The organism is Chryseobacterium sp. BGA-UO-ETr-SB22, from assembly GCF_059567885.1.
Map to the genome: position 1 here is coordinate 3,564,700 of NZ_JCAQOV010000005.1, position 16,129 is coordinate 3,580,828.

Annotated in this window: 18 protein-coding genes; 14 read left to right on the forward strand and 4 right to left on the reverse strand. The window is 35.5% G+C overall.

Going from position 1 to position 16,129, the window contains the following annotated elements; translation table 11 throughout:
- Window positions 1-65: 65 nt before the first annotated feature.
- Window positions 66-875 (forward strand): patatin-like phospholipase family protein, encoded by an 810-nt coding sequence (locus AC57AW_RS23590; RefSeq protein WP_496353804.1) that lies wholly within the window; start codon window positions 66-68, stop codon window positions 873-875.
- Window positions 876-911: 36 nt separating this feature from the next.
- Here the strand turns inward: AC57AW_RS23590 and AC57AW_RS23595 are convergent, their stop codons facing one another.
- Window positions 912-1,916, reverse strand: a complete 1,005-nt coding sequence (locus AC57AW_RS23595; protein ID WP_496353805.1) for a DHH family phosphoesterase — start codon at window positions 1,914-1,916, stop codon at window positions 912-914.
- Window positions 1,917-2,151: 235 nt separating this feature from the next.
- Between AC57AW_RS23595 and rpmH the strand changes: the two genes are divergently transcribed.
- The gene (rpmH, locus tag AC57AW_RS23600) at window positions 2,152-2,310 is read left to right on the forward strand and encodes a 50S ribosomal protein L34 (RefSeq protein ID WP_034701860.1); all 159 of its coding nucleotides are present in this window, start codon (window positions 2,152-2,154) and stop codon (window positions 2,308-2,310) included.
- Window positions 2,311-2,462: 152 nt separating this feature from the next.
- Window positions 2,463-3,173, forward strand: a complete 711-nt coding sequence (locus AC57AW_RS23605) for a cell division ATP-binding protein FtsE (protein ID WP_077418814.1) — start codon at window positions 2,463-2,465, stop codon at window positions 3,171-3,173.
- Between the two features lie 54 nt (window positions 3,174-3,227).
- On the opposite strand, the gene AC57AW_RS23610 is transcribed toward AC57AW_RS23605, so the two are convergent.
- Genes AC57AW_RS23610 through AC57AW_RS23620 form a run of 3 tightly spaced genes read right to left on the reverse strand, consistent with a single transcriptional unit; the run spans window position 3,228 to window position 5,960 of the window.
- Window positions 3,228-3,920, reverse strand: a complete 693-nt coding sequence (locus tag AC57AW_RS23610) for a tRNA1(Val) (adenine(37)-N6)-methyltransferase (protein ID WP_496353806.1) — start codon at window positions 3,918-3,920, stop codon at window positions 3,228-3,230.
- Entirely contained in the window at window positions 3,920-5,374 is a 1,455-nt protein-coding gene (locus AC57AW_RS23615; protein WP_496353807.1) for a sensor histidine kinase, read from the reverse strand. Before AC57AW_RS23615 ends, AC57AW_RS23610 begins: the two co-directional genes overlap by 1 nt.
- A gap of 1 nt (window position 5,375) precedes the next feature.
- Window positions 5,376-5,960, reverse strand: coding sequence for a riboflavin synthase (locus AC57AW_RS23620; protein ID WP_496353808.1), 585 nt, complete (start codon window positions 5,958-5,960; stop codon window positions 5,376-5,378).
- A gap of 48 nt (window positions 5,961-6,008) precedes the next feature.
- On the opposite strand from AC57AW_RS23620, the gene pdxA reads away from it, so the two are divergent.
- The 11 genes from pdxA (at window position 6,009) to AC57AW_RS23675 (ending at window position 16,128) form a co-directional block, all read left to right on the forward strand.
- Entirely contained in the window at window positions 6,009-7,100 is a 1,092-nt protein-coding gene (pdxA, locus tag AC57AW_RS23625) for a 4-hydroxythreonine-4-phosphate dehydrogenase PdxA (RefSeq protein WP_318846320.1), read from the forward strand.
- An 84-nt stretch (window positions 7,101-7,184) separates the two neighbouring features.
- Complete coding sequence (locus tag AC57AW_RS23630) at window positions 7,185-7,718, forward strand: YceD family protein (protein WP_318846319.1); 534 nt, start codon at window positions 7,185-7,187, stop codon at window positions 7,716-7,718.
- 67 nt (window positions 7,719-7,785) lie between these two features.
- Window positions 7,786-7,989, forward strand: coding sequence for a 50S ribosomal protein L32 (gene rpmF, locus AC57AW_RS23635; protein WP_002976251.1), 204 nt, complete (start codon window positions 7,786-7,788; stop codon window positions 7,987-7,989).
- A 127-nt stretch (window positions 7,990-8,116) separates the two neighbouring features.
- Window positions 8,117-8,599: an acetyl-CoA carboxylase biotin carboxyl carrier protein gene (accB, locus tag AC57AW_RS23640; protein ID WP_318846318.1), complete on the forward strand. Its 483-nt coding sequence runs from the start codon at window positions 8,117-8,119 to the stop codon at window positions 8,597-8,599.
- Between the two features lie 93 nt (window positions 8,600-8,692).
- Window positions 8,693-10,048 (forward strand): acetyl-CoA carboxylase biotin carboxylase subunit, encoded by a 1,356-nt coding sequence (accC, locus tag AC57AW_RS23645; protein ID WP_496353809.1) that lies wholly within the window; start codon window positions 8,693-8,695, stop codon window positions 10,046-10,048.
- Between the two features lie 302 nt (window positions 10,049-10,350).
- Complete coding sequence (gene rocD, locus AC57AW_RS23650; protein WP_318846316.1) at window positions 10,351-11,598, forward strand: ornithine--oxo-acid transaminase; 1,248 nt, start codon at window positions 10,351-10,353, stop codon at window positions 11,596-11,598.
- Window positions 11,599-12,381, forward strand: coding sequence for a glycosyltransferase family 2 protein (locus AC57AW_RS23655; RefSeq protein WP_496353810.1), 783 nt, complete (start codon window positions 11,599-11,601; stop codon window positions 12,379-12,381). It abuts the gene before it with no gap.
- A 1-nt stretch (window position 12,382) separates the two neighbouring features.
- Window positions 12,383-13,147 (forward strand): polysaccharide deacetylase family protein, encoded by a 765-nt coding sequence (locus tag AC57AW_RS23660; RefSeq protein WP_496353811.1) that lies wholly within the window; start codon window positions 12,383-12,385, stop codon window positions 13,145-13,147.
- A gap of 22 nt (window positions 13,148-13,169) precedes the next feature.
- The gene (locus AC57AW_RS23665; protein WP_496353812.1) at window positions 13,170-13,946 is read left to right on the forward strand and encodes a glycosyltransferase family 2 protein; all 777 of its coding nucleotides are present in this window, start codon (window positions 13,170-13,172) and stop codon (window positions 13,944-13,946) included.
- Window positions 13,947-13,950: 4 nt separating this feature from the next.
- On the forward strand, window positions 13,951-14,937 hold the full coding sequence (locus tag AC57AW_RS23670) for a WaaS/CpsH family glycosyltransferase (RefSeq protein ID WP_496353813.1): 987 nt from the start codon (window positions 13,951-13,953) through the stop codon (window positions 14,935-14,937).
- Window positions 14,938-14,940: 3 nt separating this feature from the next.
- Window positions 14,941-16,128 carry a glycosyltransferase family 4 protein gene (locus AC57AW_RS23675; RefSeq protein ID WP_496353815.1) on the forward strand — a complete coding sequence of 396 codons (1,188 nt, stop codon included), beginning with the start codon at window positions 14,941-14,943 and terminating at the stop codon, window positions 16,126-16,128.
- Window position 16,129 lies beyond the last annotated feature (1 nt).

Here is a 16,129-nt window from a genome sequence, read left to right on the forward strand (position 1 = left end):
TCCCGATAGGTTAAAGTCATATTTAATAAAAAAATCCTGTATATTAGTAGAGGATAATATTCGTAATGGCTTTATTCTCATTCAAAAAAAAGAAACCACCGGTACCGGTACCAGTTATCGGACTTACACTTTCAGGCGGAGGAATGCGTGGGATTGCCCATATTGCCGTACTGAAAGCTCTGGAAGAATATAACCTGAAGCCGCAAATTATCTCAGGAACCAGTGCAGGCTCTATCATTGGTGCCTTTTATTCTTTTGGAAAAACACCGGACGAAATGATGGAAATTGTAAAACAGACTTCTTTTTTTTCCAGATCATCATTAAAATTATCAAAAAACGGAATTTTCAGTTCTAATTTTATTTTAAAACTGTTCAAAGATTATTTCCCGGAAGATAATTTCAGTATTTTGAAAATCCCTATATATGTAGCAACCACTGAAATGACCCATGGTATTGTAGATTTCTTTTCTGAAGGAGAGCTTTTCGGTCCGTTACTGGCTTCTTCCAGCGTTCCTTTTATTCTTCCTCCGGTAAGGATAGGGGAAAAAATTTATGTTGACGGTGGTGTTCTGGACAATCTCCCCATTGAACCCATTGTGGATAAATGCAACTTCCTTATTGCCTCCCATGTCAACTCCATCAGCTACGATCAATTAAACAAAATGAGTCTGATGAAAGAATTCGACAGAATCCTTCACTTAGCCATTGCAAAATCGGTGTACTCTAAGGCGAAATACTGTAATATTTTTTTAGATCCGCCTAAGATGACGAAATACAGTCTTTTCAACAAACGATATATGGATGAAATGTTTCAGCAGGTGTATGAATATACCTGTCAGGAACTTGAAGAGAAAGGATTTCGTAAAAGTATCTAGAATTTGAGAACAGAGAGTTTACAGATCTTCCCTCTCCTATAATCCTTCCTCTTTTACCTTCTCTTTAAAGTTGGCTATAGTTCCGGATAAAGAGTCTAAAGATTTCCCTCCGGCTGCATTGATGTGTCCGCCACCACTGAAATATTTTCTTGAGAATTGGTTTACATCTACATCATCTTTACTTCTGAATGAAATTTTAACAAAATCTTCATACAAATCTTCCATAAAGAATGCAGACATTTTTACTCCGCCAATACTTAAACCATAGTTTACAAAACCTTCAGTATCTCCTTTCTGGAAACCAAATTCTTTCAATTCGTTTCTTGTAAGGCTTAAAACAGCTACTGTTCCATCATTCACCACTTCTATTCTTCCCAGAACCAAAGCAAGTAAATGCAGACGAGAAACCGTATTGGTATCCCAGGTATTGGATGTGATCATCGCAGGATCTGCACCATTTTCGATCAAATGGGCAATAATTCTGTGTGTAGTAGCACTGGTAGAACGAAAACGGAACCCCCCTGTATCAGTCATAATCCCAGTATAAAGGCATTCTGCCATATCCTGGTTCACAAGTTTTTCATCATCCATCGCTTCAATGAAATGATAGATCATTTGTGAAGTCGCCGGGATTACGGTATCAGAATAGACAAAATCAAATTTTTCCGGCTGCTGGTGGTGGTCAATAAGAATTTTCTTCCCTTGAGCTTTAACCAGCCAATCTCCTAATAATCCGATTCGTGAAGGAGAATTAAAATCCAGGCAGAAAATAACATCTGCTCCTGCAATCATATCAGAGGCAAGCTTTCTTTTATACTCAGCAATAATTACTTTTTTAGACTCCGGCATCCATTTCAGAAATTTCGGGAAATCATTAGGTACAATCACCTCAGCATGAATTCCTTTTGCTTTCAGATAGTGTTTCAACCCCAAACTTGAACCAATAGCATCTCCATCCGGATTATAGTGGGTAAGGATAACTATTTTGCTCTCTTGAGTAAGTAATGTATTGATATCTAAAAGTTCTGCTGGTGTAAACATCTGGTGTTTATTTTCGTTAAAATTAAAGTTTTCAAAGATAGAGCTTTTATATAAATCATTTAAATATTATTTTTGCAGAGAGAAATGGTATACTCATCAAGGGGTTTATCATTGTTCAATAAAAAACATTGCATTTAATTTCAAAAAAAAATAATTAAAGTTTGTAACTTATAAAAATTTATATATCTTTGCAACCTGAAAATTAATAGATTAATTACGATTTAAACATATAGTAATGAGTAAAAGAACATTCCAGCCATCAGAAAGAAAAAAGAGAAACAAACACGGTTTCAGAGAAAGAATGTCTACGCCAAATGGAAGAAGAGTTTTGGCTGCTAGAAGAGCTAAAGGCAGAAAGAGTTTAACTGTAAGTGCTGCACGCGCTAAGAGATAATCTTTTATTATCATATACAAAACATGCTTGAGAAGTTACTTTTCAGGCATTTTTTGTTGTTAAAATTTACTAAAATTTAGGCTACATCAACATCTTTTTCTATTTTTAAAAGTTGAAATATTTTTGTTAGAAACAGCCTTTAAAATTAAATTATGCCACATACAAATATCTCCGGAGACAATATTATAAGTTTACAAAGTGCAAAGATTGCGCAAAAAAACTTCACTGTACTTTCTGATGTAAATCTTAACATTAAAAAAGGTAGATTCTGCTATCTTATCGGAAAAACAGGTTCCGGAAAAAGTTCCCTTCTGAAAACGCTTTACGGACACATTCCATTAGCATCAGGACACGGAACCGTTGTAGGATTTGACCTGGCAAAGCTAAAACCGTCTGACATCCCAAACCTAAGAAGAAAATTAGGAATCGTATTCCAGGATTTCCAGTTACTTTCTGACAGAACAGTTGAAAAAAACTTAAAATTCGTTCTTGAAGCAACGGGATGGAATGATAAAGTAAAGATAGAAGACCGCATCAATGAGGTTTTAGGAAGTGTGAATATGAAAAGCAAAAAGCACAAAATGCCACACGAACTTTCCGGAGGAGAACAGCAGCGTATTGCTATCGCAAGAGCTCTTCTTAACCACCCGGATCTGATCTTAGCAGATGAGCCGACCGGAAACCTTGATCCTGAAACTTCCAACGAAATCATGACGCTATTGAAGCAGGTTGCCCTTGAAAATGGCGCTGCAGTAGTAATGGCAACACATGATTATCATATGATTCAAAACTTCCCTGGTGAAGCCATCAGATGTGAAGATGGAAAAGTATCTGTATTGGATACCGCAGAATTGTTTGAGTAAGAATTGAAAAATTCAGAAATTAAGACTTACAAGGTTTTTAACCCTTTCTGATTTCTATTTAAAAACATGAAACTCTTTGGTGAGTTCAAGATATTGGTCCGAGTATTGTCTCGGACTTTTTTCTATAATAAAATCAGATTCGACGATCTCATTTTCCTGTGATGAGAACTCCAAAATCAGCCTTTTAACATTTGAATTTTCAATCCCTTTGATATTGACCTTTCTGTTTAAAAACAGATGATTTTCTTTAGCCAATGAAATGAAAATTTCTCCTGCTTCAACGGGAATAATTACAGAAAAAATACCATTTTCAGATAATAACCGTGCCGCATTGGCAATTAACTGACTGAAGTTTAATTCTACAGTCTGACGTGCAATCTTATCTTTTTCAGATCCGGATTCTTCAAAATAAGGAGGATTGGAAACAATAAGATCAAACCGTTCTTCCGTTTCAAAAGTTTTAAAATCCTGATGCCTGTTTTTCAGCCTTGCATGAAAAGGTGCGGTTTCAAAATTAAGCCTGGTAAGCGCTGCTGCCTCTTCGTTAATATCCAGTCCTAAAAAATGAGCCTGTAGATTTCTCTGCGCCAGCATTAAGGAGATCAGACCTGTTCCCGTCCCTACTTCCAGAACACTGGAAACACCATGAACATCTGCCAAAGCACCAAGCAGAACACCGTCTGTTCCTACACGGAAGACGTCTTTAGACTGCTCAATTTTAAATTGCTTAAATGTAAAAGGTTTCACTATAAATTGGTAGGCAGTGTAATAATGAATGTAGACCCCTTTCCTACTTCGGATTTCACTGAGATCTCTCCTTTATAATCTTCAATCATTTTTCTCACCATAGACAGACCAAGCCCCATTCCACTGCTTTTAGAAGTAAAATTCGGTTCAAAAATTCTTTCGTACATATTTTCAGGAATTCCTATTCCGTTATCCTGAACAGAAATAATCACCCTTCTCTGATGCTGCTCCACATCTACATTGATGATGAGTTTTCTTTCATCGCTTTCTGCCTGTTTTGCGTTAGTAACAAGATTTGTTATAATCCTGGAAAGATAAATCCTATCCATATTGATCATAATATTGGTCTTATTGGCATGCATAAAGATGCTGTCATCATTGAAGACACGGAGAATATCTTCAACCTCGGTATTCAGATTGATCACTTCATTATTCTTTTCAGGAAGTTTCGCAAATTCTGAGAAAGCTGAAGCTACCGTTGCAATCAGATCTATCTGATCCACAATCGTTTTACTCATCTGTTTTACCCTCTCTCTGATATTCGGATCATCCGGATCAAACTTTCTTTCAAAATTCTGAATAGTCAGCTTCATCGGAGTCAGTGGGTTTTTCACCTCATGAGCAACCTGCTTGGCCATCTCCCTCCAGGCTTCTTCAGATGCCTTAAACCTAAGTCTTTCTTTCTGATCCTGGATTTGCAGAATCATTCTGTTATAAGCTCTTGCCAATGCATTAAGCTCATCGTTTTTATAATATCTGATAGGACGCATTTCATTTTCAAATAATGTAATACGGGTAATCATATCAGAGAATTTCGTGATTGTTTTCGCAAGACTGTTAGACGTCACCCAGCTGATCCAGATACTGAAGAGAATCAGGAATATATCGACTAAAAGAATGTATTTTACATATTGATGAAGAACCTCCAGATAAGCAGATTCATTATGATATAAAGGAATATAGACAACTCCTATCGGTTTCAGTTCATTGTTTTTCAACAGAAGGTAAGAAGAGGTAAGCCTGGCATCTTTAGCTGCGTCATACCTTGTCAAATCAACCCTGGCATCCGTTGCCAATATCCTGTTAATGATTTCCATAGGAATAGTCTTCTGCTCAACTAAAGCTTCATCTTTATTGGAAAGCAGATAATCTCCTTTTAAATCATAAATAATAATATCGTGTTGGTTGATATCCCCTATTTCGAAAATTTTATTTCCTAAAACCGTTGGTAAATCTTTAGTTTCTACAAGCGTACGGCTTACGGCATAATCAAGATACCTCATTACCGCAGTAGTCTTCTCCTGCATGTCAATATTACTTTGCTGCAAAGAATTATTCCTTAAAACAAAGTAGGGAACAAGTGAAGTAGCTACAACACTTAAAAAACATACCAGCAGGAAACCGAAAAACACACGGTTCCTTAAGCTATATCCTTTATACTTATTAATTGACATTCTACTTTTTAATTAACCTAGCAATATACTTACCAATAATATCAAATTCCAGGTTTACTTTATCACCAATTTTTAAATTTTTCATATTGGTAAATTCCCATGTATAAGGAATAATGGCTACAGAAAATTGAGCATCTTCACTTTTTGCAACCGTAAGACTGATTCCGTTTACCGTGATTGATCCCTGAGGCACCGTTACAAAGCTTCCGTCATTATCATATTTCATGGTAATAAAATAACTACCGTCTTTATTTTCAATCCCCACAACTTCACCAGTCTTATCAACATGTCCCTGAACGATATGCCCATCCAGTCTTCCATCCATCTTCATACAGCGTTCCAGATTGACAACGGTTCCCAATCCCCATTTTCCGAGATTGGTTTTTTCCAGCGTTTCGTTGATGGCTGTTACCACATATTGATTATCTTTTATTTCAACAACCGTAAGGCAGCAGCCGTTGTGAGCAAGGCTCTGGTCTATTTTCAACTCGTTTGTAAAGGGGCATGTCAAGGTAAAATCTATATTGCTTCCTTTTTCTTCAATCTTCTCAATAACACCAACTGCTTCAATAATTCCTGTGAACATATTATTTTTTGCTAAATTTGTAAATTATAATCTTCAAAGATAATCAAAATGAGCCCAAAAAACCATAAAGTACGAGTAGGAATTTCAATCGGTGATTTCAACGGCATCGGTCCGGAGATCATTATGAAGTCTCTGAAAGACAAAACCATTACAGACTTTTTCACTCCTGTAATTTTTGGTTCGGGGAAATTATTCACTTATCAGAAAAACATTTTTAAGCTGAATCTTAATTTCAACTATATTAATGAAGCTTCGCAGGCTCAGGCAGGAAAACTCAATATGATCAACCTGACTAAGGAAAACGTGAATGTAGAACTAGGTGTTCCCACGGAAGAGTCTACAAAAATGGCTATTGATTCTTTGGAAGCAGCTACTGAAGCTTTAATGAAAGGAGAAATTGATGTTTTAGTAACCGCTCCCATCAACAAGGATGAAATGGTGAAAATGGGCTTTAAACATGCTGGACACACAGGATATTTTGAAGAAAAATTCAGCAAAAAAGGATTAATGTTCCTGGTAACTGAAGATCTTAAAGTAGCCGTATCCACGCATCATATTCCAATTGCACAGGTAGCTGAAAATATTTCCAAGGAAAAAATAAAGAAACAGATCAGAGTTTTGAACCAAACGCTTATAGAAGATTTCTGTATTCAAAAACCTAAAATTGCTGTATTGGGATTAAATCCTCATGCTGGAGATGGCGGTGTTATTGGAAATGAAGAAATTGAAATCATCAGCCCGGCAATCAGGGAACTATCTGATAACGGAACATTGGCATTTGGGCCTTTCCCGGCAGACAGCTTCTTCCAGCCAAGCAAATACAAAAATTTCGATGCGGTTTTAGCCATGTATCATGACCAGGGATTAGCCCCTTTCAAAACATTGGCATATGAAGAAGGTGTGAACTATACGGCAGGACTTCCTTTTATCAGAACTTCTCCGGATCACGGTGTTGCTTATGATATTGCAGGAAAAAATATTGCTGATGAGCAGAGTTTTACAGAAGCTATCTTCACCGCGATTCAAATTTTCAAGAACAGAAGCGAATACAGCGAGCTAATGAACGACCGCATGCAGCCTAGAAAAATGGTTGTAGACAACGGAGTAGATGAGGATCTACCGGAGGAAACTGAAGGATAAATCTTTAAAACAAATTTTAAATTAATTTGTTTCAGATTTTATTTGTTATTATAAAAAAAATGCATATTTTTGCACACTCATTTTATGGACAAGTTAAGAAACTATGACGTAAGCTTTTCCGGACTTAAAAACGGAAAACATAAGTTCAATTTTGAGATAGATAAAACGTTCTTTCAATTATTTGATACTGAGCAGGAATTTACAAATCCTAGAATAGAAGTGAATGTATCGCTTGATAAACACACTACTTTTTTAGAATTTGAAATTAAAATTAATGGATTAGTTGAGCTGGTTTGTGATATCACAAACGAAGATTTTGACTATCCTATTGAGAATGAAATCAAAATCTTGGTGAATTTCGGGGAAGAATATGATGACAGCAATGAAGAAGTCATTACTATTCCTACTGCAGAGCATGCTTTCAATGTAGCACATTTGATTTATGAAAATGTAATGCTTTCTATCCCTATGAAAAAGATTTCACCCAATGTAAATGATGAAGATCTTGAAATTCTTAACCAGTTCAGTCCAAAAGAAATTGAGGAAACAGAGGAAGAAGAAGAACATAAAAGTGACCCTAGATGGGATGCTTTAAGAAAATTAAAAGACAATAATTAAATAGAATAATTTAAATATGATGAGATGATAAATCTCATCGCTCATCAATTAAAAAAGTTATTAGAAAATGGCACATCCAAAGAGAAGACAGTCGTCCACAAGAAGAGATAAGAGAAGAACTCACTATAAAGCTGTAGTTCCTCAATTAGCTAAAGATGCAACAACAGGAGAGCTTCACCTATACCACAGAGCTCACTGGCATGAAGGAAAACTTTACTACAGAGGTAAAGTAGTATTGGAAAAAGAAGTAGCTGCTACTGAAGAAAACTAAGAGTCGCTTTTCATTGAAAAAGCCTCATTTTAATACAAAAACCGCCCAATTTTGATAAAATTTGGCGGTTTTTTGTTGTTTTTTACGTTTTTTTGGTATCTTTGACCCAAAATCAAATATCAAATTTATGGACATTAAAGACATACAAAATCTTATTAAGTTTGTATCTAAAGCTGAAGTTTCAGAAGTAAAATACAAGACTAAAGATTTCGAAATCACTATTAAAACTCCATTAGCTGGAAGCGATGCTGTATATGCACAGCCTGCAGTATACCACACAGCTCCACAAGCTGTAGCTGCTCCGGCACCTGTTGCAACTCCTGCTGCTCTTGCTGTAGAAAAAACTGAAGCTGCATCTGATGACAGCAAATATGTAACGATCAAGTCTCCAATGATTGGTACTTTCTATAGAAAACCATCTCCTGATAAAGATGTATTTGTAAATGTAGGTGATGATGTTTCTGTAGGTAAAGTAGTTTGCGTTATTGAAGCAATGAAGTTATTCAACCAGATTGAATCTGAAATCAGCGGAAAAATCGTTAAAATTTTAGTTGACGATGCTACTCCTGTAGAGTATGACCAACCTTTATTCTTAGTAGATCCATCTTAAGGAATTTTAGATTAAAGATTATAAATTTTAGATGAATCCTTTTCATTTAAAATAATTTAAAATTCAAAATTTATAATTTAAAATTTCGGAGAGATGTTCAAAAAAATATTAATAGCCAATCGTGGCGAAATTGCAATGCGTATTTTACGTACTTGTAAAGAAATGGGGATCAAAACCGTTGCAGTATATTCTACTGCAGACAAAGACAGTCTTCACGTAAGATTTGCTGATGAAGCGGTATGTATTGGCCCTGCAATGAGCAAAGACTCATATCTTAAAATTCCTAACATTATTGCTGCTGCGGAAATTACCAATGCAGACGCCATTCACCCAGGTTACGGATTCTTATCTGAAAATGCTAATTTCTCAAGAATCTGCCAAAAGAACGGTATCAAGTTTATTGGCGCTTCTCCTGAGCAGATTGAAAAAATGGGAGATAAAGCTAACGCTAAGGCTACCATGAAAGCAGCAGGTGTACCATGTGTACCAGGTTCTGACGGTTTAATTGAATCTTACGAGCACGCAGTGAAAACAGCTGAAGAAACTGGATACCCGGTAATGATCAAGGCAACTGCTGGTGGTGGAGGAAAAGGAATGAGAGCTGTTTGGAAAGCTGAAGACCTTAAAGATCACTGGGAGTCTGCAATTCAGGAAGCTGTAGCAGCCTTTGGAAACGGAGGTATGTATATGGAAAAACTGATTGAAGAGCCAAGACACATTGAAATTCAGGTTGCTGGTGACCAATTCGGTAAAGCGTGTCACCTTTCTGAAAGAGACTGTTCTGTACAGAGAAGAAATCAGAAACTAACTGAAGAAACTCCTTCTCCTTTCATGACAGATGAACTTCGTGAGAAAATGGGTGACGCTGCTGTAAAAGCTGCTGAATTCATTGGTTATGAAGGTGTAGGAACTATTGAATTCCTTGTAGACAAACACAGAAATTTCTATTTCATGGAAATGAATACAAGAATTCAGGTAGAACACCCTATTACTGAGCAGGTAATTGATTATGACCTGATCAGAGAACAAATTCTTCTTGCTGCGGGAACTCCTATTTCAGGAATTAACTATTACCCGAAATTACATTCCATTGAGTGTAGAATCAATGCAGAAGATCCTTACGCAGATTTCAGACCATCTCCAGGAAAAATCACAGGATTAAACATCCCTGGTGGACACGGAATCAGAGTAGATACTCACGTATATTCCGGATACAGCATTCCTTCCAACTATGACTCAATGATTGCCAAGCTTATCACTACGGCTCAAACCCGTGAGGAAGCTATTGCTAAAATGAAACGTGCTCTTGAGGAATTCTATATTGAAGGAGTAAAAACAACAATTCCTTTCCACAGACAACTAATGGATAATGAAGATTATCTTGCAGGAAACTATACTACAAAATTCATGGAAGATTTTGTAATGGACAGAAAATATGATAATCACTAAGATTATTTTAAAATAAAAATGAAACTGCCTCTTTTTGAGGCAGTTTTTTATTACAGACCATCAATGTCAGGCCGTTGGAACATTCCATTACCAACCGTTAATAAAAATTAATAAAGAAGCAGAAAATAAAATCTGACCATGGTAAAGATAGAATACCTATAACAACCTACCAATAAAGAAAATATTTTCTGATACAGCATAATTCTTCCTTAAAATCTACTTCAATTGCACCTCCATACGACACTTGGTATTTGTTCAGGCATATCATTAATATTGCGTAAATTTGTTGAAAACCAAAATATATGTCAACAGCAGAACAAACAAAAAACTCACAGTATTTTATTGACCTTGAAGACAAACATGGAGCTCATAATTATCACCCGCTTCCAGTAGTTTTGGATCGTGGAGAAGGTGTTTTCGTTTGGGATGTAGAAGGCAAAAGGTATTATGATTTTCTTTCAGCATATTCTGCTGTGAACCAGGGGCACTCTCACCCTAAAATCGTAGACGCATTGGTAGAACAGGCAAAAAAACTGGCGTTAACATCAAGAGCATTCTACAATTCTAAATTAGGAGAATACGAACAAAAAATTACAACCCTTTTCGGATTTGATAAAGTTTTACCTATGAACTCCGGAGCTGAAGCTGTGGAAACCGCAGTAAAACTTGCCAGAAAATGGAGCTACGAAGTAAAAGGAATTTCGGAAAACGCAGCCAAAATTATTGTTTGCGAAAATAATTTCCATGGAAGAACTACAACTATAGTTTCTTTCTCTAATGATCCGGATGCTAATCAGAACTACGGACCTTTTACACCAGGATTTATCAAAATTCCTTACAACGATATTGCAGCCCTAGAAGAAGTTCTGAGCAGAGAAGCAGATACTATTTCGGCATTCCTTGTAGAACCTATTCAGGGAGAAGCCGGAGTATATGTTCCAGATGAAAACTACCTGAAAAATGCTTCTGAACTATGTAAAAAATATAACGTTCTTTTCATTGCTGATGAAGTTCAGACTGGTATTGCAAGAACAGGAAGATTAATTGCATGTCATCACGAAAATGTACAGCCGGATATATTAATTTTAGGAAAAGCTCTTTCCGGAGGAATGTACCCCGTATCAGCAGTTTTAGCTAACGACAGCATCATGAATGTTATCAAGCCCGGACAGCACGGTTCTACATTCGGAGGAAACCCTATTGCCTGTGCAGTAGCAGTGGCGGCATTGGACGTGGTAGCTGAAGAAAAATTATCTGAAAGAGCTGAAGAGCTTGGACAGCTATTCAGAAGTGAAATTGATAAACTGATAGAAAAGTCAGACCTTATTACCAAAGTAAGAGGAAAAGGGCTTTTAAATGCCATCCTGATCAATGATACTCCTGACAGTTCTACCGCATGGAATCTTTGCTTACAGTTAAAAGAAAACGGATTACTCGCAAAGCCTACACACGGTAATATCATCAGACTGGCACCGCCATTGGTCATTACTGAAGAGCAACTGCTGGATTGCGTAAAGATTATTGAAAAGACTATTCTTGAATATAAATAAATGGCTCTCTCCCTTGCAATCATTACTTATAATGAAGAAGAGAATATCGTAAGACTTTTAAATTCTTTGGCAGATATTGCTGATGAAATTATTATTGTCGACAGCTTTTCTACAGATAAGACAAAAGAGATTTGCACTCAAAAATATCCTCAGATACAATTCTTTGAGAAAAAGTTTAATGGGTATGGTGAACAAAAAAACCATGCCCTTACTTTATGTTCTCATGAATGGGTTCTGTTTCTGGATGCTGATGAAGTTCCTGATGAGAATCTCAAAAAATCCATACAGAAAATCGTTTCCTCTACGAACACAGAATTCAACGTCTATAAAGCGAAATTCAACAACCATCTCGGAAGCCACATGATCAGATTCGGAGGATGGGGAAATGTATGCCGTGAAAGATTGTTCAGAAAAAAATACGCCAGATATTCTGATGATAAAGTTCATGAATTTTTGATTACAGATCAGAAGACCGGTCTTCTGGAAGGAAAACTGAATCATTATACCTACAAAAGTATTCATCATCATGTCGCAAAAATCAATAAGTATTCTGATATGATGGCTGAGAAAATGTTTGAGAGAGAACTGAAAATTAAAAGATTCAAAATCATTGTAAGTCCGGTTTTTGAATTTATCAAAGTATTTGTTTTCAAACTTGGTTTCCTGGACGGATTTCCCGGATTTTACATTGCCAAAACGATGTCCTATTACACCTTTTTGAAGTATATTAAACTGCGTGAAAAAATAAGACTCTCAGAAATTGAAAAAAATACAGTGAAATAGTATGGTCCTGTATCTTATTTCTGCTCTCTTGACGGTATTTATCGTCGTGTATTTCCGCCTCTATCTTTTTGCTTTTCCGTACAACAGACTGGTAATTCTCATGTACCATCAGATTGAAAAGGAAAGCCACGAAGATCTTACAGTAAGTCTGGAGAACCTTGAACAGCAGTTTTCATATCTGAGTCGTAAAAAATACGCTGCCAGGTTTTTCTCAGAACTTCATACTGCATCGAAAAAAAATATAATCATCACCTTTGATGACGGATATAAAAATAACTATGAGCATCTGCCGTCTTTATTAGAAAAATATAATCTGAAGGCAACCATTTTTATTCCAACAGAATTCATTGAAAAAGGATATAAAAATTATCCTATGATGACCTTTGATGAAATCAGAAATCTGGATAAAAAATATTTTGAGATTGCTCTTCATAGCCATGCTCATGAAAATCTAAAAAATGCTTCTGCTGATTTTATAGAAAAAGATCTAAAAAAAAACATGCAAATTCTCGATGCCCAAAATATCAAGTATTCAAGGGTTTTGGCATATCCGTATGGAAAATATCCACAAAAAAAACATGATAAATTAGCATTTTTTTCTATTTTGAAAAAAATAGGAATTGATTTTGCAGTAAGAATTGGAAATAAGGTAAATTATTACCCTACCCAGCGTCCCTACGAGCTGTGTAGAATTGATATAAAAGGCAAAGATTCGATAATAAAATTCAAATTAAAACTTATCTTTGGAAGATTAAAACTATTTTAAAAACAATTTAAAGAAGTATTATATGTACTTCTCTATCAAACAAAGCGTTGTGATGAATATAAGTGGTTTGATCATAACATATAATGAAGAAAAAAATATACAGGATGTCCTTGAGTCTTTTGATTTCTGTGATGAAATAGTAGTGATAGACTCATTTAGCACGGATAAAACTGTAGAAATTGCAAAGAAATTTCCCAATGTGAAGGTGGTTCAAAATAAATTTGAAGACTTTACAAAGCAAAGAAATTTGGCTCTGGATTCTGCAAAAAACGACTGGGTTCTATTTTTGGACGGTGATGAAAGACTTACACCGGCTTTGAAGCAGGAAATTATAGAGGAGCTGAATAGACCCGGGCAAAAAGATGCCTATTATTTTTACAGGAAATTCTTTTTTGCTCAGAAACCGATTCATTTTTCAGGAACACAGTCTGATAAAAACTTTAGGCTTTTCAGAAAATCGAAGGCCAGATACATGGCAGGAAAAAAGGTACACGAAACTCTGGAAGTCAACGGAACCATTGGGATTTTAAAAAATAAATTACTACATTACTCCGTTTCAGATTATGAATCTTATAGAAAAAAAATGATTCATTACGGAGTTTTAAAGGGGAAAGAACTGGCTGTAAAAGGGAAAAAGTACAATGTTTTAGTGCAATATCTTAAAACAGCTTTTAAATTCTTTAAAGCCTATATAATGAGACTGGGTATTTTAGACGGAAAAGAAGGGTATCAGTTATCTTACCTGCAATCTTTAAGCGTTTTTGAAACCTATGAATCATTAAAAAAAGAGCAAAATTAGTTGAATGAAGATTTGTATCATTAGTTATGATTTTTGGGATTATGATAAGTATATTGTTGAAACATTATGCAAACGGGGTATTGATGCCCATCATGTAAAGATCAGTACAGTTACTCATTCAAACTTCAATGAAAGAGCTGTAAACGCTTTAAGCAAAACCTTTTTAAATAAAAATCTTAAGACTGAAAAAAGACAGAAATACGTTCTGGATGCCCTGGAAAAATTAGGACATCAGGATCAGATATTGGTCATGAACCCGGATACGTTTGATCTTTCAACTCTTGAGAAAATCCGAAAATATTCAGACCGTCTGGTTACCTATCTTTATGACAACCTTGAAAGAGTTCCTGTAGAAGATAAACTCTACCTTTTTGACAAAGTATTTTCCTTTGATTATATTGATGTTACAAAGCACGGGTTTGAAAAACTGACGAATTATATTTATCTGCCGCACTGCGCAAAAGAAATTCAGCAGCCTGAAATGGATCTTTTCTACATCACTTCTTATGATAACAGAAGGGTTTCATTGATAAAATTACTGGCTAAAAAGCTGATTGAGCAGGGACTGAAGTTCCAGATTATGATCATCGGAAAAAAATCATGGAAACATCAGCTGACGAATATTTTCATGACTGTACCCAAAAACCTATTTCTGGTTTTCAGCATCAAAAAGATTCCTCATAACGATCTTCCAAAATATTATAAAAATTCAAAAGTATTGCTTGACCTTATGCGTGAAGGGCAATATGGACTTAGTTTCAGAGTTTTTGAGGCTATGTCTCTGGAGAAGAAAATCATTACTGATAATGAAGCCATTAAAACCTATGATTTTTACAATCCCAATAATATTTTGATTTTAAATAAAAATATTAGTAATCTTGACAAATCTTTTTTTGAAACACCTTACGAGAAAATTTCTGAGGAAATCTACTACAGATACACTTTGGATAGTTGGGTAAACAAAGTTTTTGAACTGGATACTAAAAACTAGCAAATGGGAATTTTAAAAAAAATAAAAAAACACTTCGAAAGAAAAGAAAAACTCAAATATCTTCAGTCTAAGGATATAGTCAACATCAATCTGTATGACGCTTCCCAAAAAACGATCCTGTTTGCTTCAAGAGATTTCCCTGCCCATGATAAAGAATCCGGGGCCAACAGACTGAAAGAACTTATATTAATCTACAAAGAATTAGGATACAACTGCATTTTATTTGCTCCCCATATTTTTGAAGACGATTCTTATGTAAAGTTTTATCAGCAGCACCATGTTTTGGTATATGTAGAGAACAATAAATACAAGAACATTTATGATTTTCTATCTTCTTTTAAAAAGGTAGATTACGTTTGGTTCAATGGTCCGCTTGCCCTGAATCTGTTTTACAAAAAGATGAAGGCTGTTTTACCTTCTACCCGATTCATTTATGATATGGTAGATATTCATTTTTTAAGGTTTAAAAGAGCGATTGAACTGGAACCAACCCGTATTTCTCTAAAGAAAAACTATAAACATTTCTTCCGTCTGGAAACAGTTGTTGCGCCACAGCTGGATTATATTATTGCCATCTCCGATAAAGAGAAAGAAATTATGAGCCAGTATGCGGACAAAAATAAAATCATTACCATATCAAATATTCATTATCCTAAAATTGATATTTCAGAAAGGAAAAACTTTAGTGAAAGTAAAGGAATTACCTTCATTGGTTCTATCCACGAACCGAATATTGATGCGGTAAAGTTTCTGTATGAAAAAATAATGCCCATTGTCTGGAAAACCAATCCTGAGCTGGAGGTAAGCATTATTGGGAATGTTTCCGAAAAACTGGATCTCAAACTATATCCTAAGTTTAAATTTTTAGGGTTTGTAGAAAGTATCGAAGAGCATTTCATGAATTCCAAAATCATGGTGGCTCCTTTACGGTTTGGAGCTGGGGTGAAAGGAAAAATCGGACAGGCTTTTGAATATTTTTTTCCGGTAGTTACCACAGATATTGGTGCCGAAGGAATGAAGCTTACAGATAAGAAAAATGTATTGATTGCCAATGACGAAAACAGTTTTGCAGAAGCCATTATTCAGCTGAATAATAATGAGGAACTTTGGAATACATTGAGCCAAAATTCTGTAGACAGTCTGAGAGCATTTTCACCTGAAGAAGTAAAAGAAAAACTTAAAACATTATAAG